This is a genomic window from Streptococcus sp. HMSC065H07 (assembly GCF_001837325.1).
GTDB lineage: Bacteria > Bacillota > Bacilli > Lactobacillales > Streptococcaceae > Streptococcus > Streptococcus salivarius_H.
In genome coordinates this window covers 136,269-157,023 of the sequence record NZ_KV832013.1, presented here as the reverse complement: position 1 = coordinate 157,023, position 20,755 = coordinate 136,269, and the positions used below count along the sequence as shown (strand labels likewise).

Genomic DNA, 20,755 nt, shown 5'->3' with positions numbered 1-20,755 from the left:
ATGTCGTAGGTTCGAGTCCTACTGGCGGAGTATAATTCTTATTGCTAGACCTAGGTCTAGTTTTTTTGTTTTACGAAAACCACTAGCTGTGCTAGTGGTTCCGAAAAGCTTTTAGCGATGTATCAAAAAAGTCCCCCTAATTGGTGAGTATACCACCGAAACTAAGTATTTCCTCATTTATGGGATATTTAAAGGGTAAAAGTAGCTTAATGATATTTGATCGACACGCTAATTTAAAGTATAAATCTGGAAATCGCAAATTTTGGTTTCGAGGGTTTTATGTTGATACGGTTGGGCGAAATCAGAAGTGACTTGAAGAATATATTCGTAATCAATTACAAGAAGACGTGATAGCAGATCGGCTCAGTCTTTTTGAGGAATATGATCTGTTTACAGGTGAGAAGAATAAAAGAAAGTAGTCTTAAAGAGACCCACTAGTCGGGTCAGCTAGCAAAGGTAGTGCTGAAGGGAAACCATTCGGTAGGCCTTTAGGCCTCGGCCGGTAGCAGAGGCTTTTAGCCGAAGAGCAAGCCACCGGTTCTCAAGGGTGGTTTTGACTAATCTGTTTATCAATTATAGTGAGTGGCGAAAAGCTAATATCTAGAGTGGATATAGTGGTATAGGGTAATCTAGTTTTGTTTAAATCTGGATATGAGTGACAGTTTCAAAAACAAGGGAAACCTTAATATTTTACTCTTTATTTCCGATTAATTCTGTGGTATTCTTAATAAGTCTTATAAGTTCTTCCTAATGATGGTTTGGTCGCTTTTCATTATAGTTCTTATGGGACTTTTTGTGTATACTCAAAAAGCTCTATAATCTCTACAGTGGTTTTTACCCACTACAGAAATTATAGAGTCTATCATTTTTATAGTGACATATATGTCTCTATTTTATTTCTTATGTATCTCTTATAATAGATTTCGTAATTATTTTAATTACAAATATTTTATCTATTTATAGGAGGTTTAATGGAACAAGAAGTTTTTGTTCACGCATATGAAGTTGTAAGGCCGATTGTACTTAAGGCTAGTAGACAATATTTCATCCAACTTTGGGACCAAGCTGATATGGAGCAAGAAGCTATGATGACGCTTTATCAGCTTTTAGAAAAGTTTCCTGAATTAAAGTCTGATGATGATAAGTTACGGCGATATTTTAAAACGAAATTTAGGAATAGACTTAATGATGAGGTTAGAAGGCAGGAGTCTGTAAAACGACAAGCTAATCGACAATGTTATATCGAAATTTCAGATATTGCTTTTTGTCTCCCGAATAAAGAGTTAGATGCGGTAGATAGGCTTGTTTATGATGAGCAGCTTAATGCTTTCCGTAATCAGTTGTCTTCGGAAGATGCTACTAAGTTAGACCGTCTGCTAGCTGGAGAATGTTTTAGAGGTCGAAAAAAGATGATCAGGGAGTTAAAATTTTGGATGGTAGATTTTGATCCTTATAATGAAGATGATTAATTTTGAATATAGATTCTAGTCTAGTATTATTGAGTAAAAGTCATAAAAAACACTTCGAAAGTAGATTTCTGTTATCTATCTTTTGAAGTGTTTTTAATGTAGTGTAAAGAATTTATTTTACTGCTATAGGGTTCCCAATGAATCTTGGAAGTTCAATATTTTCTTTGGTTAGGGCTTCTTGGTAAAGTTTTAAGAAATCAGCATAGATATGAATTTGTTGTCCATTTTTCGTAAAAATATCAATACGAAATACTAGTTGTCCAGAAGGAGTTGTGCTTAATCCAATGATATTTGGAGCTCCACAGATTTGAGGATAGTTTTCAATGTTTTCTCGATTTACTTCTTGTATGATGCTTGTCACTTTATTGATATCGGTTGACGGATAGACTGGGATATCAATTTGAGCTCTCATGTCCCCTCGAGATTTGTTGGATACAATTGTGATATTTCTGTTAGGTATAAAATGGAGGGTTCCATCAAATCCTCGAATTTGAGTAGTTCGAATACCTACGGTTGAAACAAGGCCTGTAACGGCTCCTACTTCAACTGCGTCACCGACTTCAAATTGGTTTTCTAACAATATGAAAAAACCATTAACGACATCAGATAGGAAGCCCTGAGCTCCTAGACCAAGAGCAACTCCAGCAAGTCCTGCCCCAGCAAGGAGGCTAGATACTGGGACCCCAAGGATACTAAGAAGACAGTAAATAAGGAAGAAGTATAGCACGTAGTTCATGCAATTGTGTAGTAATCGTTCAATGGTTTTTTGTCGAGCAGGTGTTTGAATTGTCCAAGCTAGAGAGCGTCCCACTGTATGTTTAAAAAGGAAGTTGATAATCTTCTTACTAAGAAGAAAGATGATGAGGAGAATAAGGAGTTTAATCCCTTTCGTAATGAGTACCATTAGGGTCTCTTCAAAATTAAATTGTTGGATGTATCTTTGTAAAATATTCATAGTTCTAGTTTATCAAAATTTTGATAAAGTAGCAGTTTCTAACGATTTTCTTGTGATTAAATTGGATAAAAAAACTTTTAAAAGGCTTTGAAATATGGTAAACTAAACTGTATCTATAAAAAATTTTAAGGAGAATGACTACATGTCTGTATCATTTGAAAACACAGCCACTAACCGTGGTGTGGTGACATTCACTATCGGTCAAGATAAAATTCAACCAGCTTTGGATCAAGCATTTAACAAGGTTAAAAAGAATTTGAACGCTCCAGGCTTCCGTAAAGGACACATGCCTCGTGCCGTATTTAACCAAAAATTTGGTGAAGAAGCTCTTTACGACGATGCTTTGAATGCAATTCTTCCAGCAGCTTATGAAGCAGCGATTGCTGAACTTGGTCTTGATGTTGTTGCACAACCAAAAATTGATGTAAAATCAATTGAAAAAGGTCAAGATTGGACACTTACTGCAGAAGTTGTTACAAAACCTGAAGTAAAACTTGGTGCATATAAAGATCTTGAAGTTTCAGTTGAAGCTTCTAAAGAAGTTACTGATGAAGAAGTTGATGCTAAGCTTGAAAGCGAACGCAAAAACTTGTCTGAATTGGTTGTTAAAGAAGGTGCAGCTGAAAATGGCGACACTGTTGTTATCGACTTTGTTGGTTCAGTAGACGGTGTTGAATTTGATGGTGGTAAAGGTGAAAACCACTCTCTTGAACTTGGTTCAGGTCAATTTATCCCAGGTTTCGAAGACCAATTGGTTGGAGCAAAAGCTGGTGATGAAGTAGAAGTTAAAGTAACTTTCCCAGAAGACTATCAAGCTGCTGACCTTGCAGGTAAAGCTGCTGTATTTGTTACTAAAGTTAACGAAGTTAAAGCTAAAGAAGTTCCAGCTCTTGATGATGAGTTGGCTAAAGATCTTGACGATGAAGTTGAAACTCTTGATGAGTTGAAAGCTAAATACCGTAAAGAACTTGAAGCAGCTAAAGAAATCGCATTTGATGACGCTGTTGAAGGTGCTGCACTTGATTTGGCTGTTGAAAACGCTGAAATCGTTGAATTGCCAGCAGAAATGGTTGAAGACGAAGTTCACCGTGCTATGAACGAATTCATGGGCAACATGCAACGTCAAGGTATCTCTCCTGAAATGTACTTCCAAATCACTGGTACAACTCAAGAAGATCTTCACAAACAATATGAAGCTGACGCTGACAAACGTGTGAAAACTAACCTTGTTATCGAAGCTGTTGCTGCTGCTGAAGGATTCGATGCTACAGAAGAAGAAATCCAAAAAGAAATTAATGATCTTGCAGCTGAGTACAACATGGAAGTATCACAAGTTTCTGCACTTCTTTCACCTGAAATGCTTAAACACGATATCACTATGAAGAAAGCTGTTGAAGTTATTACAAGCACAGCAAAAGTTAAATAATATGACTAAAATCAAGTTTCTGTTGAGACTTGATTTTTTCTTCTATAAATACTTTGACTATTGACTCTTTTTAGCGTAAAATAAAAGGTAGCGAAAAATTGATTGCTGAGCTATTTCTGATAGAAACTAGCTTGAGTAAGAATGAAGGAGAACCACTTTGGAACTAGACGTATTTGCTGGACAAGAAAAAAGTGAATTATCAATGATTGAAGTGGCCCGTGCTATCTTAGAAACACGTGGTCGTGATAATGAAATGTATTTCAATGATTTGGTCAATGAAATTCAAAATTACTTAGAAAAATCGGATGCTGATATCCGCAATGCTTTGCCATTCTTTTATTCAGATTTGAATACGGATGGAAGTTTCATTCCACTAGGTGATAACAAATGGGGCTTGCGTTCATGGTATGCAATTGATGAAATCGATGAAGAGGTCATCACATTGGAAGATACTGATGAAAATGCACCAAAACGTAAGAACAAGAAAGTTAATGCCTTCATGGATGGTGATGAAGATGCCATCGATTATAATGACGATGATCCAGAAGACGAGAACTTTACACCTGATTCTGATAGTCTTGAATATGACGACGATAGCGAAGATGATGAGAAAGCCGAAGTGGAATCTTATGACTCTGAGTTGAATGAAATTATTCCAGATGATGATTTGGATGATGTTGAGTTGTCAGAAGAAGATGATGACGATGACTATGAGGATGAGTCAAACGACTAAGTTTTCATTGACAAATGGTCTTGGATAGTTTAGACTATTTATCGGGCACCTCTTTTGAAGAGGTCATGATTAAGGCTCCCAGAGTAAAACTCTTGGGGGTCATTTTTGTTTTTAGTCATTTACTGGACTTGTCTAAGGTGAGGTACTTTGTACGGCACCCATCAGGTACTAGGAAAGGACTATCGTGATTATCTGAGTGGGTAACCAATCTGCTATCTGTAGTTGTTTTGAATTATATTATAAGGAGTTAACATGACAAAATATATTTTCGTCACTGGTGGTGTGGTATCTTCAATTGGTAAAGGGATTGTAGCTGCAAGTCTTGGGCGTTTGCTTAAGAACCGTGGTCTTAAGGTTACGATTCAAAAATTTGATCCTTACATCAATATTGACCCAGGAACAATGAGTCCTTACCAACACGGTGAAGTTTATGTCACTGATGATGGTACTGAAACTGACCTTGACCTTGGTCACTACGAACGTTTTATTGATATCAATCTTAATAAATACTCTAACGTGACTACTGGTAAGATTTATAGCGAAGTTTTGCGTAAGGAACGTAAAGGAGAGTATCTTGGTGCGACTGTTCAGGTGATTCCGCATATCACAGATGCTTTGAAAGACAAGATTAAGCGCGCAGCGACAACAACTGATTCAGATGTCATTATCACTGAAGTTGGTGGTACGGTTGGTGATATTGAAAGTCTTCCATTCCTTGAAGCTCTTCGTCAAATGAAGGCTGATGTGGGCTCTGACAACGTTATGTATATCCACACAACGCTTCTTCCTTATTTGAAGGCTGCTGGTGAAATGAAGACAAAGCCAACGCAACACTCTGTTAAGGAATTGCGTGGTTTGGGTATCCAACCAAATATGTTGGTTATTCGTACAGAACAACCTGCTGGTCAAGGAATCAAGAATAAATTAGCTCAGTTCTGTGATGTTGCACCTGAGGCTGTTATCGAATCACTCGACGTGGAACATATCTATCAAGTGCCACTTAATATGCAGGCTCAAGGTATGGATCAAATCGTTTGTGATCATTTGAAACTGGATGCTCCAGCTGCAGATATGACAGAGTGGTCTGCTATGGTTGATAAGGTGCTTAACCTTAAGAAAACAACTAAAATTGCTCTTGTTGGTAAGTATGTGGAGCTTCACGATGCTTACTTGTCAGTAGTTGAGGCACTAAAACACTCAGGTTTGGCAAATGATACTGCCATTGATATTGACTGGGTCAATGCTAATGATTTGACTGCTGAAAATGTTGCTTCTCGTTTGGCTGATGCTGATGGTATTATTGTTCCTGGTGGTTTCGGTCAACGTGGTACTGAAGGTAAGATTCAAGCTATTCGTTATGCACGTGAGAATGATGTGCCAATGTTGGGTGTCTGTCTCGGTATGCAATTGACATGTATTGAGTTTGCTCGCCACATTCTTCACTTGGATGGCGCTAATTCAGCTGAGCTTGATCCAAACACAAAATATCCAATTATCGATATTATGCGTGATCAAATTGACATTGAAGACATGGGTGGTACTCTTCGTCTTGGTCTTTACCCATGTAAGTTGAAACCAGGTTCTAAGGCAGCTGCAGCTTATGGCAACCAAGAAGTTGTTCAACGTCGTCACCGTCACCGTTATGAATTTAATACTAAGTTCCGTGAACAGTTTGAGGCTGAGGGCTTTGTATTCTCAGGTGTGTCACCAGATAATCGTTTGATGGAAGTTGTAGAACTCCCAGACAAGAAATTCTTTGTGGCAGCGCAATACCACCCAGAATATCATAGCCGTCCAAACCATGCGGAAGAACTTTATACTGCCTTTGTGACAGCAGCAGTTGAAAATGCTAAATAATTATCTAAGACAGAGTGGGATAGCCTACTCTGTTTTTTATTAGTTCCTTTTATGCTAAAATAAAGGGAATAATAAGAAAGAACGAGGAAAACAAATGGCTAAATTTGGCTTTTTGTCAGTATTAGAAGAAGAACTGGATAAGCACTTGGACTATGATTTTGCTATGGACTGGGATAAAAAGAATCATGCTGTGGAAGTAACGTTTATCCTGGAAGCGCAAAACAGTAGCAATGTCGAGACTATTGATGATAAGGGTGAAGTGTCTGATGAAGATGTCATTTTTGAGGATTACGTGCTCTTTTACAATCCAGCAAAATCACGTTTTGATGAAGAGGACTACCTAGTGACAATTCCATATGAACCTAAGAAAGGTCTATCTCGTGAGTTTTTGTCCTATTTTGCGGAGACCTTGAATGAGGTGGCAACAGAAGGATTGAGTGACTTGATGGATTTTCTATCTGATGATGGACCTGAGGAATTCGGTTTGGTTTGGGACAAAGAAGCTTTCGAAAAAGGGAAAGCTAAACTTGAAGAGAAGGAATTTTTTGCTTATCCAAGGTATTAAAGGGAGCGAAAAGGGATGGATGCTTATTTAAAAGATCAGTTCGATTTTACAGGTGTTAAGGCTGCCTTACTCGTAGAGCAAAGTATTTTGGTCATTCTCAGAGATAATAAACCAGATATTCCTTGGCCAAATACATGGGAGTTGCCAGGTGGTGGAAGAGAAGGTCAAGAAACGCCTCTTGAATGTCTTCAACGTGAGGTCTGGGAGGAGCTGGGCTTGACTTTGAAAGAGGAATCGATTATTTGGTCGAAAATCTATCCTAGTATGTTGGATAAAGATAGGTCAGCTGTCTTTGTGGTTGGCCAAATTAGCCAAGAGCAGTATCGTGAGATTCGTTTTGGTGACGAGGGACAGGAATTTAAACTAATGCCTGTAGAGGATTTTATAAAAGCAGAAGGTGTCATTGCCCAGTTGCAGGAACGCTTTAAAGACTATTTAGTAGGAAAGGAAACAGAGAAATAAATGGACAAATGGCAAGAATTAACGATTGAAGTTAATCGTGAGGTCGAAGAAGCGGCTTCTAATATTTTAATTGAGTCTGGGAGCCAGGGTGTGGCTATTGATGATAGTGCAGATTATTTGGAAAATGCGGACCGTTTTGGGGAACTTTATCCTGAGGTTGAGCAGGTTGAAACGGTTAAAATTACGGCTTATTATCCAGAGTCAGCAGATATCGAGGCCATTACTAAGCAGGTCAATGAGCGTTTGGCTGAGTTGACAGATTTTGGTCTTGAAACTGGAGATATTCACTTAGCTACTCAAGAATTGGTTGAAGAAGATTGGGCTGAGAATTGGAAAAAATACTATGAACCAGCTCGCATTACCCATGACCTGACTATCGTACCGTCATGGACGGATTATGAGGCATCAGAGGGGGAAAAGATCATTAAGTTGGATCCTGGTATGGCCTTTGGGACAGGAACACATCCAACAACTAAGATGAGCCTCTTTGCCTTGGAGCAGGTGCTTCGTGGTGGTGAGACGGTGATTGATGTGGGGACTGGTTCAGGAGTCCTCTCGATTGCTAGCTCTCTGCTTGGTGCCAAGGAAATCTACGCTTATGACCTTGACGATGTAGCGGTTCGAGTGGCACAGGAAAACATTGATATGAATCCTGGTATGGAAAATATTCATGTTGCTGCGGGAGATCTTTTGAAGGGCGTGACGCAAGAAGCTGATGTTATCGTGGCTAATATTCTGGCGGATATTCTCATCCACCTGACAGAAGATGCCGACCGTTTGGTTAAGGATGAAGGTTATTTGATTATGTCAGGGATTATCTCTGAAAAATGGGATATGGTGCGTGAATCGGCTGAGAAAGCTGGTTTCTTCCTAGAAACTCACATGGTTCAGGGAGAGTGGAATGCCTGTGTCTTCAAGAAGACAGATGATATTTCAGGTGTGATTGGAGGCTAAATGCAACAGTATTTTATAAAGGGGCAGGTTGAAAATCCAGTAATTATCAAAGACAAGGATACTGTGAAGCATATGTTTAACGTTATGCGTTTAACAGAGGATGATCAGGTTGTCTTGGTTTTTGAAGATGGTATCAAGCGTCTTGCGCGTGTGACTGACCGTGAGAATCACGTCTTTGAAGTGATTGAAGATTTAACTGATAATGTCGAGATGCCTGTATCTGTAAGCATTGCCTCAGGTTTTCCCAAGGGAGATAAACTGGAGTTGGTGACACAAAAGGCAACAGAGCTTGGAGCTCAGGCTATTTGGGCCTTCCCTGCCGACTGGTCTGTGGTTAAGTGGGATGGTAAGAAGCTAGCCAAGAAGGAAGATAAGCTTGCCAAAATTGCTCTAGGAGCTGCAGAACAATCCAAGCGTAATCGTGTGCCAGAAGTCAGATTGTTCGAGAAAAAAGGGGAATTTCTATCAGAATTAGATAATTTTGATAAGATTTTTATCGCCTATGAGGAAACAGCCAAAGCAGGTGAGTTGGCTACTCTAGCTCGTGAGTTGGCTCAGGTAGAGAATGGTCAGAAAATTCTCTTTATCTTTGGACCAGAAGGTGGTATTTCTCCGTCTGAGATTGATGCATTTGAAGAAGCTGGTGGCGTTAAAATTGGCCTTGGACCGCGCATTATGCGGACGGAAACCGCTCCTCTCTACGCTTTGAGTAGTGTCAGTTATGCCTTGGAATTGAATAAGTAAGAGAAAGTTGGCCTTGTTCCAACTTTTTTTGTATTTGACACTTTTAAGCTAAGATTGCATCGTGCCATTAGTTTTGTATGACAAATCGAGCATTTCTAAAAAAGTTGATAATCTTATTTAGATTTAATATAATTGTACTATCTTTATAAAAGGGGAAGATTTTTAATGAAAACGAATCGTTATGTGACTCAATCTGCCGTGGTTTTGGGCCTTTTTGCTCTTTTGACTGTGCCACAAGTCCTAGGTCAAGCTGATGAGGCAACGGCACCAGTACCAACGACCTCAACTGAAACTGTGACAGATAGTGGAGCTGCTACCGTATCAGGACAAGGCACTTCAGGAACAGTTGTTCAAGGAGGGACAGAGACTGTATCTCCTACATCAACAACAGTAGCTGCAAATGCATCTGCAGAGTCATCAGCTAATACCTCGACGGCCCAAGCAAGTCAAGAAGCCAGTGCTGTTTTGACGAATGCCAATCAGGTGACACCAGCGGTGCCAGTACAGGCTGAAACTGTTACAGAGCCTGCTCATGAGGGGCAGACTGTTGATATGCAGATTTTGTCAACAACAGACCTTCATACCAACTTGGTTAACTATGATTATTATCAAGATAAGCCGTCTCAAACAGTTGGTTTGTCTAAAACTGCTGTTCTTATTAAAAAAGCCCGTGAAACTAATCCCAATACGGTCTTAGTGGACAGTGGGGATACGATTCAGGGAACTCCTTTTGGGACTTATAAGGCTTTGATTGACCCTGTTGCCCAAGGTGAGACTCACCCTATGTACAAGGCCTTTGAGATGCTGGGTTACGATGCCGAAACACTTGGAAACCACGAGTTTAACTATGGTCTAGAATTTTTGGATCGTATGGTTAAGGCTGCTAAGATTAACATTATCAATGCCAATGTGCGTAATGCTCAAACAGGTGACTACTATTACAACCCTTATAAGATTGTTAACAAGACCTTTACTGATACAGACGGCAAACAGGTAACGCTAAAAATCGGTATTACTGGTGTCCTTCCAACACAGATTTTGGTTTGGGATAAGGCCAACCTTGAAGGTAAGGTAACTGTGGATGATCCAATGGAGGCTGTTAAGGCTATCGTTCCTAAGATGAAGGCTGCAGGAGCTGACTTTATCCTTGTTGCTGCTCACTCTGGTATTGGTGACAATGAATACACTAAGAATGAGGAAAATGAAGGTTACCAAATTGCTGGTATCGAAGGTGTTGATGCTGTTGCGACAGGGCATTCTCATGCGGATTTCCCAAATGGAGATGGTACAAGTTTTTATGCGAAATACCCTGGTGTAGATGATGTCAATGGTCTCATCAATGGGAAACCTGTGGTTATGGCTGGTAAATTCGGAGATCATCTAGGCATCATGGATGTCAAATTGACTTACACGGATGGTAAATGGAAAGTTGTTAACAGTAAGGCCAAGCTTGAGAAGATTGATACTAAGTCAGATGTCGCGGACAAGGACTTAATTAATATGGCTGCTCATGACCATAATGGAACAATCAACTATGTTCGTAAGGAAGTTGGTGAGACTACTGCACCAATTACTAGCTATTTTGCTCAGGTTCAGGACGATCCATCTATTCAAATCGTTAATAATGCACAACTATGGTATGCTAAAAAACAAGTAGCGGGAACAGCAGATGAAAAACTCCCAATCCTCTCAGCAGCGGCACCTTTCAAGGCGGGGACTCGTGGGGATGCGACCTACTATACCGATATTCCAGCAGGACCATTAGCCATTAAGAATGTCGCGGACCTCTACCTCTACGACAATGTTACTGCCCTACTCAAGGTGACTGGTGCACAAATAAAAGAATGGTTGGAAATGTCTGCAGGACAGTTCAATCAGATTGATCCTAATAGCAAAGAGCCACAACAACTCATTAATAGTAGCTATCGCTCATACAATTACGATGTGATTGATGGGGTGACTTATAAGTTTGATTTGACACAACCTAACAAATACGATCGTGAAGGTAAGTTGGTTAACCCAGATGCTAGTCGTGTTCGTGACTTGACTTATCAAGGTAAACCCATTGATTTGAATCAGACTTTCCTTGTCGTGACTAACAACTATCGTGCGACTGGTAACTTCCCTGGTGTTAAGGATGCTGCAGAAAAACGTCTCCTCAATCTTGAGAATCGTCAGGCAATCATTGATTATATCGTTAGTGAGAAAACGATTAACCCAACTGCTGATGGAAATTGGAGTTTCGTTCCTAATATTACGAATGCAGATATCCGTTTTGCCTCATCTGACAATGCACGTGCCCACCTTGCTGGTCAGGATGCCATTAGTTATGTAGGACCATCAACACAAGCAGGATTTGCAGAGTACCGCTTTGTTGTTAAGGAAAAGGCAAATCAAGTTGAGGATACGACTAAGAAAGAATCTGAGAAGTCACCAAAAGGTGTTGAGATGGCAGATCAAACTAAGCATGTGAAACCAAATGCTACTGCAGTTGCTAGCATGGCTAAACCTGCTTCAGCTATCCAATTGTCAAACGCTCAAGTCGTTATCTTACCTCAAGCTCAAGTGCAAGAAACTCAACCTTCAAGCTCAGCCAAGAGCTTGCCAAACACGAATTCAGACGAATCTATGTCAGCAATTTTAGCTGGTATGGTTCTTATGACCTTGGCTGGATTCTTTGGAATCAAAAAACACGAAAAAAATTAAGCAAAGGAAAAAGCCCTGACAGGGGCTTTTTTGCTCTAGTTTTAGCGTTGGTTAAAGTTCTTTTGTGCTTCTAGAATAATAGGTGCCAGACGCTCGATATCAGACTGTGTGCCACGAAGCTCAAAGTCTCCCAACATAGGGAAGCCAAAACGTTGACTGTATTGTTTGGCGGTTAGGCAGTACTGGTTATTGAAGTTACGGTTACCAGAGCCGATGATACCAAAGCAACGTTTGTGGTTATCATGGGCTGCGATAAAATCTCCCAGTGGATTGGTTAGGATTTCGACATCTCCATTGTCCACGCCATTTCCACCTTCAAGGTAGGTTGGCAAGAGTGCGACAAAGGGTTCATCTACTTGGAAGGTTTCATGATTAAGCTCTTTAATATTGATTTGGCGACATTCAATCCCGTGGTTGAGGGATAGGTAGTCAGACATACGTTTGACAAAGCTTTGGGTATTACCACTTAGACTAATATAAACGAGGGTAAGTTGAGACATAAGCGTCCTCTTTCTATCTATATCTTGTGTTTGTTCAATCATTCTAACACAAGATATTGTGCTTTTCAAGTTGGCTCCTTTTGGCTCCTTGCAGTTAATAATTGCCTATCTAGCTCTTTTTCTTTACTTGTAAAAGTGATAAAATAAAGGTTATTAAAAGAAGCGAAGGAAGAAATCATGGCTAAAGATAAAAATGTAACAGGAGAAGAAATTTTAGACATTTGCTCGGCCTACATGTCAGCAGATGATTTGAAATTAGTTGAAAAAGCCTGGCATTATGCGACAGATGCTCATAGTGGGCAATCTCGTCAGTCAGGAGAACCTTATATTATTCACCCTATTCAAGTGGCAGGTATCCTGGCAGACCTTCATCTTGATGCAGTGACAGTAGCCTGTGGTTTCTTACACGATGTCGTTGAAGACACCGAAAAAACGCTTGATGATTTAGAAATGGATTTTGGTACGGATGTACGAAATATCGTAGACGGTGTTACTAAGCTTGGTAAGGTTGAGTACAAGTCCCACGAGGAGCAATTGGCTGAAAACCACCGTAAGATGCTTATGGCCATGTCTAAGGATATCCGTGTCATCTTGGTTAAATTGGCCGACCGTTTACACAATATGCGTACCCTAAAGCATCTTCGCAAGGATAAGCAAGAGCGCATTTCTCGTGAAACCATGGAAATCTATGCTCCTTTGGCTCACCGTCTGGGTATTAGTCGTATCAAATGGGAATTGGAAGATATGTCCTTCCGTTACCTTAATGAGGTGGAATTCTACAAGATTTCTCACATGATGAAGGAAAAACGTCGTGAGCGTGAGGCACTTGTGGACGAGATTGTCGATAAAATTAAGACCTACACAGCTGAACAAGGACTGGTTGGTGATGTTTATGGTCGTCCAAAGCATATCTACTCTATTTATCGTAAGATGCGCGACAAGAAAAAGCGCTTCGATCAAATTTATGATTTGATTGCCATCCGTTGTGTCATGGAGACGCACAGTGATGTTTATGCCATGTTGGGATACATTCATGAGCTCTGGCGTCCGATGCCTGGCCGTTTCAAAGACTATATTGCCAATCCTAAATCCAATGGTTACCAGTCTATCCATACAACGGTTTATGGACCAAAAGGACCTATTGAAATCCAAATCCGTACCAAGGAAATGCACCAAGTTGCCGAATACGGGGTTGCAGCTCACTGGGCTTACAAGAAAGGGATCAAGGGCAAGGTAGATTCAAAAGAGTCCGCTTTGGGAATGAACTGGATTAAAGATCTTGTTGAACTTCAAGATGCCTCAAATGGTGATGCTATGGGATTTGTAGACTCTGTTAAAGAGGATATCTTCTCAGAGCGTATTTATGTCTTTACGCCAAATGGTGCTGTTCAGGAATTGCCTAAAGATTCAGGACCTATTGACTTTGCCTATGCTATCCATACCCAAGTTGGAGAGAAGGCTACAGGTGCTAAGGTTAATGGCCGTATGGTGCCCTTGACTGCCAAACTTAAGACAGGTGATGTGGTTGAGATTGTCACTAATGCCAATTCCTTTGGACCTAGTCGTGACTGGATTAAGATGGTCAAGACAACTAAGGCCAGAAATAAAATTCGACAATTCTTTAAGAATCAGGACAAGGAAGCTTCTATCACCAAGGGTCGTGAGCTTTTGATTGCCTACTTCCAAGAGCATGGCTATATTGCCAATAAGTACCTAGACAAGAAACATATTGAGGAAATTCTCCCTCGTATGAGTGTGCGTAGTGAAGAAGCTCTCTATGCCGCTGTTGGCTTTGGCGAAATTAGTGCTGCTGCTGTTTTCAATCGTCTGACAGAAAAAGAACGCCGCGAGGAAGAGCGTGCTAAGGCAAAAGCTGAAGCTGAAGAGCTAATGAACGGTGGCGAAGTTAAGACTGAGAAGAAAGAAGTTCTTAAGGTTAAGAGTGAAAATGGCGTCATCATTCAAGGTGCGTCGGGTCTCCTCATGCGTATCGCTAAGTGCTGTAACCCAGTACCTGGAGATGAGATTGAAGGTTACATCACCAAGGGTCGTGGAATTGCTATTCACCGTTCAGATTGTAATAATATCAAGAGTCAAGAAGGTTATGAACAACGTTTAATCGAAGTGGAGTGGGATGAACGTAATGCCAATAAATCTTATTTGGCAGAGATTGACATCTATGGCCTTAACCGTTCTGGTCTGTTGAATGATGTTCTCCAAATCTTGTCAAATACGACCAAGAGCATTGCTACGGTCAATGCACAACCGACTAAGGACATGAAGTTTGCCAATATTCACGTTAGCTTTGAAATTGCAAACCTTATTGAATTGACTGGTCTTGTGGATAAGATTAAAATTATCCCTGACGTTTACAGTGTTAAACGTACGAATGGGTAAGGAGTTACTGCGATGAAGATTGTAATTCAGCGCGTGCAAAGTGCTTCTGTGGTTATTGAGGATTCTACGGTTGGTGCTATTAAACAGGGGCTCTTACTCTTGGTCGGAGTTGGTCCAGAGGATACCAAAGAGGACCTAGAGTATGCAGTTCGTAAGATTGTCAATATGCGTATTTTTTCAGATGAAGAGGGCAAGATGAATTTTTCTGTTAAGGATATTGATGGCCAGATTTTGTCGATTTCTCAGTTTACGCTTTTTGCAGATACGAAAAAAGGGAATCGACCAGCATTTACAGGTGCTGCAAAGCCTGACATGGCTAGCCAGCTCTATGACGATTTCAACCAATCCTTGTCAACACATGTTCCTGTAGAAAGAGGACGCTTTGGTGCAGATATGCAGGTTAGTCTGGTCAATGACGGACCTGTGACCATTATTTTAGATACCAAAAATCGATAAACCATTTCTCGCCTTGTGTGAGAGATGTTTTTTTACTCTCATCGTATGGGCAATTTAGGTGCTCGATTTTCATTATTTGGGATTTATTTTTGTTATTTTAAGTAGGCTTAACCAAGTGGATATTTAATGAAATTAGAAAATGTTTTTCTCAAATTTCTGAAAAAACCTGACCATTCATGATGAAAAAATTACCGTTTACGAGGATTGCCGGAAATTCCCTTGTCTTACAAAAAAGATTAAGTTAACATTAGTTTCATAAGAGACACCAAGCGATTTTTATGAAACTAAAAAATAACTCGAGTTTACAGCATGCAAATACAAATAGTGATAATTTGAAACGCCGAGGTGATTTAAACTTTTTTAGAGGGATAGAGAGATGTCAAAGAAAGTAGCGTCAAATAAATTACTATCAAGTTTGTTTGTAGCCGGCGGTGTCCTAGGGATGAATCAGGTCGCCAAGGCAGATAACATGGTCAGTTCAGAAGCAACAAAACCAGTCATTACAACTGAAGCAGATAACTTGGTGGTGGTACCAACGGAGGCAGTTGCTCCAGTTGCGACAACAGAAGTAGGTCCATCATCTGCCGCTGTTGCGACAGATACTGTAACAACAGCAACAGCTTCTACAATATTTTCACAAGCTGTGCCAGCAGAGAGTGCTAGCTCAGAAATGCTTGTAGCCAGTGAAGCACTAGCTCCTGAGTCAGCTGCTGTGGAAACCATCACATCATCATCTGATAATGCTACTGAAGCAGGACGCCATTCAACTGCTCAAGTGACACCAGTTATAGAAGTGATAGAGCAAAACTTAAATGGTGATGCTTACTTGACAGATCCAGAAACAACAAAAGCTGCTTATAGCAAGACAGATGGTGATATTAACTATTCTGTTGTTGTGTCTAATCCAACAGCAGAAACTAAGACGATGACTGTCAACTTGACACTTCAACATGCTTCAGAGATCATCGGTCAAGACAACATTGACCTTACGCTAGCGGCAGGAGCTTCAGCTAAGGTTTCAAACTTGACAGTAGCGTCAGAGTGGTTGACAAACAATACAGGTTACTTGGTGACAATCAGTGTCAACGATAAATCAGGTAGTACTTTGTCAAGCAAGCGTGCTGGCTTGTCTGTTGAAGATGATTGGACAGTTTTCCCACGTTACGGTATCGTAGCAGGTTCGCCAACGGATCAAAACAGTATTCTTGTTAAAAATCTTGAAGCCTACCGTAAAGAGCTTGAGCTCATGAAGTCTATGAATATCAACTCATATTTCTTCTATGATGCTTATAGTGAAGCTACAGATCCTTACCCAGAGGGTGTTGATAGCTTTGTTCAAAAATGGAATACCTGGAGTCATACTCAGGTTGACACTAAGGCTGTTAAAGAATTGGTTGACCAAGTTCATAAGTCAGGTGCTGTTGCCATGCTTTATAACATGATTTCAGCAGATTCAAATCCAAAGAATCCAGCCCTTCCACTTGTTGCTTTGGCTTATAACTTCTACGATAGCTTTGGTAAGAAGGGTGAGCCGATGACTTACACTATCGGTGATAACCCAACTCAAGTTTACTATGATCCAGCTAATCTAGATTGGCAAAAATACATTGCGGGTGTCATGAAATCAGCTATGGATCGTATGGGCTTCGATGGTTGGCAAGGTGATACAATTGGTGACAACCGTGTGACTGATTATGAGCACCGTAACAGCTCAGACGAGGCTGACTCATACATGATGTCTGATTCATATGCGTCATTTATTAATGCTATGAAAGACCTCATTGGTGAAAAGTACTACATCACAATCAATGATGTCAATGGTGGTAATGATGATAAATTAGCCAAGGCACGTCAAGATGTTGTTTATAATGAGCTCTGGACAAACGGTGGTTCAGTTATTCCAGGACGTATGCAGGTTGCCTATGGTGATTTGAAAGCACGTATCGATATGGTACGCAATAAAACTGGTAAATCACTTATCGTTGGTGCCTACATGGAAGAACCAGGTATTGATTATACTGTTCCTGGTGGAAAAGCAACTAACGGTGCTGGTAAAGATGCTCTTGCAGGTAAGTCATTGCAAGCTGACGCGACTCTTCTCGTAGATGCGACAGTAGCTGCAGCCGGTGGCTATCACATGTCCATTGCAGCCCTTGCCAATGCTAATGCAGCCCTAAACGTCCTTCAAAGTGCTTATTACCCAACTCAATACCTCAGTGTGGCTAAGGACACTATTCGTAAGCTTTACAATTACCAACAGTTTATCACTGCTTATGAAAATCTTCTTCGTGGTGAGGGGGTGACTAACAGCACTCAAGCTGTATCTACCAAGAATGCTTCTGGTGAAATCCTTTCTAAGGATGCTCTAGGTGTGACAGGAGATCAAGTTTGGACATTTGCTAAATCAGGAAAAGGTTTCTCAACTGTTCAAATGATTAACATGATGGGCATCAATGCGGGCTGGCATAATGAAGAGGGTTATGCGGATAATAAAACACCGGACGCTCAAGAAAATCTCACAGTTCGTCTTAGTCTAGCAGGTAAAACAGCCCAAGAAGCAGCTAAAATTGCTGATCAAGTCTATGTGACGTCGCCAGATGATTGGGCAACTTCAAGCATGAAGAAGGCACAAGCAAGCCTTGAAACAGATGAAAATGGTCAACCAGTACTTGTCATTTCAGTTCCTAAACTAACGCTTTGGAACATGCTCTATATCAAGGAAGACACAACAGCAACACCGGTAGAACCAGTTATCTTGAAACCAGTTACTAACCAAGCTGGTAAGAAAGCAGACAATACCGTAACATCTGAAGCAAGCTCAGAAACAGCTAAATCCGAAAATACAACAGTAAACAAAGGTACAGAGGCTCCAACTGATACGAAACCATCTGTTGAAGCTCCTAAACTAGATGAAATAACTAAACCAGCACCAACAGTTGACGAGATAGTAAACTCAGCAGCTGTTCCAGTGGCAATAGCTGTATCAGAGACCGCACATGATAAGAAAGATGACAACTCAGTATCTAATACGGATCAAGGTGCAGTAGCGTCAGATTCAATCACTACACCAGCTTCAGAGGCCACAAGCACAGCTGACTCAACAGCCTCATCAGAAGTATCAGAAAGTGCAACAGTATCATCGGAAGCATCAGAAACTGAAAATAGTTCAGTAGCATCAATTTCAGAGTCAGCAATTTCAACGACGACAGCAATTTCAGAATCACATGCAGTAGTTGAACCAGTGGCTTCTTTGACAGAATCAGAGAGTCAGGCAAGCACTAGCCTTGTTTCAGAAACTACAAGCACAATTGTCTCAGTTGCTCCGTCAGAAGTATCAGAAAGCACAACAGTATCATCGAAGGTCTCAGAAACGGATATTATCTCAGAAGCATCAACTTCAGAGACTTCAGCATCTGAATCAGAGAATTCAATCAGCACAGTCGTTTCAGAATCAGAAGTAGTTGAAGAACCAGCTGTTTCATTGACAGAATCAGAAAGTCAAGTGAGCACCTCAGAAGTGACTTCGGCGATTTCAGAAACAGTGAGCACATCAGAGGAAGTTATCCTTGATGGGCTATCAGAAAACATCAATAGTTGGAATAGACTCTCTGTAGCTCCTCGCGTTTCAGAAACTTTACCAAGTACTTCTGAAACGATTACAGAAGCAGCGTCACTCTTTAGCAACTATGCAAGATATTCAGAAACAGCAAGCTCAGAATCTCACTCTATGGTAGCAGCTTCTTCAGAAATTTCTATTGAAAAATTAGCAGTATCTATCTTGAAAGATACTGAGGGTGGCTTGTACGATGCAACAACAATCAGAAATATTGTTGAGATGATTGATAGCATTACAACAAATGTCAGCTATACTCGCAGTAGTCGTCAAGACCTTGTCAATACAGCTTCGTCAGATAACACTTACAATGGTAGTCAAGATCTTAACCTTGCAAGTAAGACAACGACGCAAGCAGGTGAAAAAGGAACAACTGAAGACCTTAAGGCTACAATTGCTAAAACAGCAAAATCTCACAAGTGGGGAGAACATGCTGTAGCTATCCTTACAGCTATTGTCCTTGCAGGTGCGGCAACCCTTGCAGCTCTTCGTAACTTCTTGATATCAAAAAAAGTTGATAAATAATAAGTAGAACTCTTTGTGTAAACAAGGAGTTTTCTTTATACTGGCTGCTATTTTTTCTGAAAATTGTGATACAATAGAAATAGTTTGAATATTGTGTCAAAGGAGAGCCAATGATTACTGCAAATGATATCGTAAAGGCTAATGAAGTCTTAAAAAACGTGGTGGAACGCACACCACTAGATTTTGATCGCTACTTATCTGAAAAATACGGGGCGACCATTTACATTAAAAAAGAAAATATGCAAAAGGTACGCTCTTTTAAATTGCGTGGAGCCTACTATGCTATCCATCAATTGAGTGATGAGGACAAGGCGCGTGGTGTGGTTTGTGCATCAGCCGGAAACCATGCTCAGGGGGTTGCCTACACTTGTAACGAGATGAAGATTCCGGCAACCATCTTTATGCCAGTAACAACACCTCTCCAAAAAATTGGTCAAGTCCGTTTCTTTGGTGGCAAGTTTGTAACAATCAAATTGGTGGGAGATACCTTTGATGCTTCTGCTCAAGCAGCACAGGAATATACCAAGTCTGAAGGGATGACTTTCATTGATCCGTTCGACGATTATAATGTCCAAGCAGGGCAAGGAACTGTTGCTTATGAAATTTATGAGCAGGCCCAAGAGGAAGGTGTTTCCTTCGATAGTATCTTGGTTCCAGTCGGAGGCGGTGGCCTTATCTCTGGTGTAGCTACCTATATCAAGGATGTAGCACCGTCTATGGAGGTTATTGGTGTTGAGGCTAGTGGTGCTCGTAGTATGCGTGCTGCCTTTGACCGTGGTTATCCTGTAAAACTCGAAGAAATTGATAAGTTTGCGGACGGGATTGCTGTTCAAAAGGTAGGTGTCAAGACCTATGAAGTCGCACGTAAATATGTTGACCGCCTCTTGGGAGTTGATGAAGGATTGATTTCAGAAACCCTAATTGATATGTACTCTAAGGTTGGTACCATTGCAGAACCCGCAGGTGCGGCATCAGTGGCAGCTTTGGAAGTGATCAAAGATGAGATTAAAGGAAAAACCATCGTCTGCATCATTTCAGGTGGTAACAATGACATCAACCGTATGCCAGAGATGGAAGAACGTGCGCTTATCTACGATGGTATCAAGCATTACTTTGTGGTTAACTTCCCACAACGTCCTGGTGCCCTTCGTGAATTTGTAAATGATATCTTGGGACCAAATGATGATATCACTCGTTTTGAGTACATCAAACGTGCTAATAAAGGAAAAGGTCCGGTTCTCATTGGTATAGCTCTTAGTGATAAGAACGACTATGATGGACTTCTCGAGCGTCTTTCGGCCTTTGACCCAAGTTATATCAACCTTCACGGTAACGAAACACTATACAATATGCTTGTCTGAGGACAGGTTCAGACAATGAAAAAAGAATCGAC

At 40.6% G+C, this 20,755-nt stretch carries 15 protein-coding genes and 1 pseudogene; 14 read left to right on the top strand and 2 right to left on the bottom strand.

Annotated elements, in window-relative coordinates; translation table 11 throughout:
• Window positions 1-140 precede the first annotated feature (140 nt).
• A pseudogene (gene tnpA, locus HMPREF2637_RS10720) lies at window positions 141-419 on the top strand (IS200/IS605 family transposase); the annotation flags it as partial.
• A gap of 552 nt (window positions 420-971) precedes the next feature.
• Window positions 972-1,469 (top strand): sigma-70 RNA polymerase sigma factor region 4 domain-containing protein, encoded by a 498-nt coding sequence (locus HMPREF2637_RS00920; RefSeq protein ID WP_021143466.1) that lies wholly within the window; start codon window positions 972-974, stop codon window positions 1,467-1,469.
• A gap of 112 nt (window positions 1,470-1,581) precedes the next feature.
• Here HMPREF2637_RS00920 and HMPREF2637_RS00915 read toward each other — a convergent pair whose 3' ends face one another.
• The gene (locus tag HMPREF2637_RS00915; RefSeq protein WP_037598879.1) at window positions 1,582-2,424 is read right to left on the bottom strand and encodes a mechanosensitive ion channel family protein; all 843 of its coding nucleotides are present in this window, start codon (window positions 2,422-2,424) and stop codon (window positions 1,582-1,584) included.
• 142 nt (window positions 2,425-2,566) lie between these two features.
• Between HMPREF2637_RS00915 and tig the strand changes: the two genes are divergently transcribed.
• From tig to HMPREF2637_RS00875, 8 genes are all read left to right on the top strand, one after another.
• Window positions 2,567-3,850: a trigger factor gene (gene tig, locus HMPREF2637_RS00910; RefSeq protein WP_037598880.1), complete on the top strand. Its 1,284-nt coding sequence runs from the start codon at window positions 2,567-2,569 to the stop codon at window positions 3,848-3,850.
• Between the two features lie 157 nt (window positions 3,851-4,007).
• Window positions 4,008-4,583: a DNA-directed RNA polymerase subunit delta gene (rpoE, locus tag HMPREF2637_RS00905; RefSeq protein WP_002885605.1), complete on the top strand. Its 576-nt coding sequence runs from the start codon at window positions 4,008-4,010 to the stop codon at window positions 4,581-4,583.
• 252 nt (window positions 4,584-4,835) lie between these two features.
• A complete protein-coding gene (locus HMPREF2637_RS00900; RefSeq protein ID WP_064525438.1) occupies window positions 4,836-6,440 on the top strand; it encodes a CTP synthase in 1,605 nt (534 codons plus the stop codon).
• Window positions 6,441-6,534: 94 nt separating this feature from the next.
• Complete coding sequence (locus HMPREF2637_RS00895) at window positions 6,535-7,005, top strand: DUF3013 family protein (RefSeq protein ID WP_070838913.1); 471 nt, start codon at window positions 6,535-6,537, stop codon at window positions 7,003-7,005.
• A gap of 15 nt (window positions 7,006-7,020) precedes the next feature.
• Complete coding sequence (locus HMPREF2637_RS00890) at window positions 7,021-7,467, top strand: NUDIX hydrolase (RefSeq protein WP_037604207.1); 447 nt, start codon at window positions 7,021-7,023, stop codon at window positions 7,465-7,467.
• Window positions 7,468-8,421, top strand: coding sequence for a 50S ribosomal protein L11 methyltransferase (gene prmA / locus HMPREF2637_RS00885; RefSeq protein ID WP_037598885.1), 954 nt, complete (start codon window positions 7,468-7,470; stop codon window positions 8,419-8,421).
• Window positions 8,422-9,165 (top strand): 16S rRNA (uracil(1498)-N(3))-methyltransferase, encoded by a 744-nt coding sequence (locus tag HMPREF2637_RS00880; RefSeq protein WP_037598886.1) that lies wholly within the window; start codon window positions 8,422-8,424, stop codon window positions 9,163-9,165.
• A gap of 165 nt (window positions 9,166-9,330) precedes the next feature.
• Window positions 9,331-11,871 carry a bifunctional 2',3'-cyclic-nucleotide 2'-phosphodiesterase/3'-nucleotidase gene (locus tag HMPREF2637_RS00875; protein ID WP_064525440.1) on the top strand — a complete coding sequence of 847 codons (2,541 nt, stop codon included), beginning with the start codon at window positions 9,331-9,333 and terminating at the stop codon, window positions 11,869-11,871.
• A 41-nt stretch (window positions 11,872-11,912) separates the two neighbouring features.
• Here HMPREF2637_RS00875 and nrdI read toward each other — a convergent pair whose 3' ends face one another.
• Complete coding sequence (nrdI, locus tag HMPREF2637_RS00870) at window positions 11,913-12,371, bottom strand: class Ib ribonucleoside-diphosphate reductase assembly flavoprotein NrdI (RefSeq protein ID WP_022496522.1); 459 nt, start codon at window positions 12,369-12,371, stop codon at window positions 11,913-11,915.
• A 177-nt stretch (window positions 12,372-12,548) separates the two neighbouring features.
• Here nrdI and HMPREF2637_RS00865 point away from each other — a divergent pair, with 177 nt between their 5' ends.
• The 4 genes from HMPREF2637_RS00865 to ilvA all read left to right on the top strand — a co-directional run bounded on the left by HMPREF2637_RS00865 (window position 12,549) and on the right by ilvA (window position 20,723).
• Window positions 12,549-14,768, top strand: a complete 2,220-nt coding sequence (locus HMPREF2637_RS00865; protein WP_060973237.1) for a RelA/SpoT family protein — start codon at window positions 12,549-12,551, stop codon at window positions 14,766-14,768.
• 12 nt (window positions 14,769-14,780) lie between these two features.
• Window positions 14,781-15,224: a D-aminoacyl-tRNA deacylase gene (gene dtd, locus HMPREF2637_RS00860; RefSeq protein WP_064525443.1), complete on the top strand. Its 444-nt coding sequence runs from the start codon at window positions 14,781-14,783 to the stop codon at window positions 15,222-15,224.
• A gap of 376 nt (window positions 15,225-15,600) precedes the next feature.
• Window positions 15,601-19,362 (top strand): glycoside hydrolase family 66 protein, encoded by a 3,762-nt coding sequence (locus HMPREF2637_RS00855; protein WP_064525445.1) that lies wholly within the window; start codon window positions 15,601-15,603, stop codon window positions 19,360-19,362.
• 110 nt (window positions 19,363-19,472) lie between these two features.
• Window positions 19,473-20,723, top strand: coding sequence for a threonine ammonia-lyase IlvA (gene ilvA / locus HMPREF2637_RS00850; protein ID WP_002883616.1), 1,251 nt, complete (start codon window positions 19,473-19,475; stop codon window positions 20,721-20,723).
• The last annotated feature ends 32 nt before the right edge of the window (window positions 20,724-20,755 follow it).

Coding starts and splice junctions, on each gene's coding strand:
- HMPREF2637_RS00895 (WP_070838913.1), top strand. CDS start 6,535: ATGGCTAAATTTGGCTTTTTGTCAGTATTAGAAGAAGAACTGGATAAG.
- HMPREF2637_RS00920 (WP_021143466.1), top strand. CDS start 972: ATGGAACAAGAAGTTTTTGTTCACGCATATGAAGTTGTAAGGCCGATT.
- nrdI (WP_022496522.1), bottom strand. CDS start 12,371: ATGTCTCAACTTACCCTCGTTTATATTAGTCTAAGTGGTAATACCCAA.
- HMPREF2637_RS00915 (WP_037598879.1), bottom strand. CDS start 2,424: ATGAATATTTTACAAAGATACATCCAACAATTTAATTTTGAAGAGACC.
- tig (WP_037598880.1), top strand. CDS start 2,567: ATGTCTGTATCATTTGAAAACACAGCCACTAACCGTGGTGTGGTGACA.
- HMPREF2637_RS00900 (WP_064525438.1), top strand. CDS start 4,836: ATGACAAAATATATTTTCGTCACTGGTGGTGTGGTATCTTCAATTGGT.
- ilvA (WP_002883616.1), top strand. CDS start 19,473: ATGATTACTGCAAATGATATCGTAAAGGCTAATGAAGTCTTAAAAAAC.
- HMPREF2637_RS00865 (WP_060973237.1), top strand. CDS start 12,549: ATGGCTAAAGATAAAAATGTAACAGGAGAAGAAATTTTAGACATTTGC.
- HMPREF2637_RS00875 (WP_064525440.1), top strand. CDS start 9,331: ATGAAAACGAATCGTTATGTGACTCAATCTGCCGTGGTTTTGGGCCTT.
- HMPREF2637_RS00855 (WP_064525445.1), top strand. CDS start 15,601: ATGTCAAAGAAAGTAGCGTCAAATAAATTACTATCAAGTTTGTTTGTA.
- dtd (WP_064525443.1), top strand. CDS start 14,781: ATGAAGATTGTAATTCAGCGCGTGCAAAGTGCTTCTGTGGTTATTGAG.
- prmA (WP_037598885.1), top strand. CDS start 7,468: ATGGACAAATGGCAAGAATTAACGATTGAAGTTAATCGTGAGGTCGAA.
- HMPREF2637_RS00880 (WP_037598886.1), top strand. CDS start 8,422: ATGCAACAGTATTTTATAAAGGGGCAGGTTGAAAATCCAGTAATTATC.
- HMPREF2637_RS00890 (WP_037604207.1), top strand. CDS start 7,021: ATGGATGCTTATTTAAAAGATCAGTTCGATTTTACAGGTGTTAAGGCT.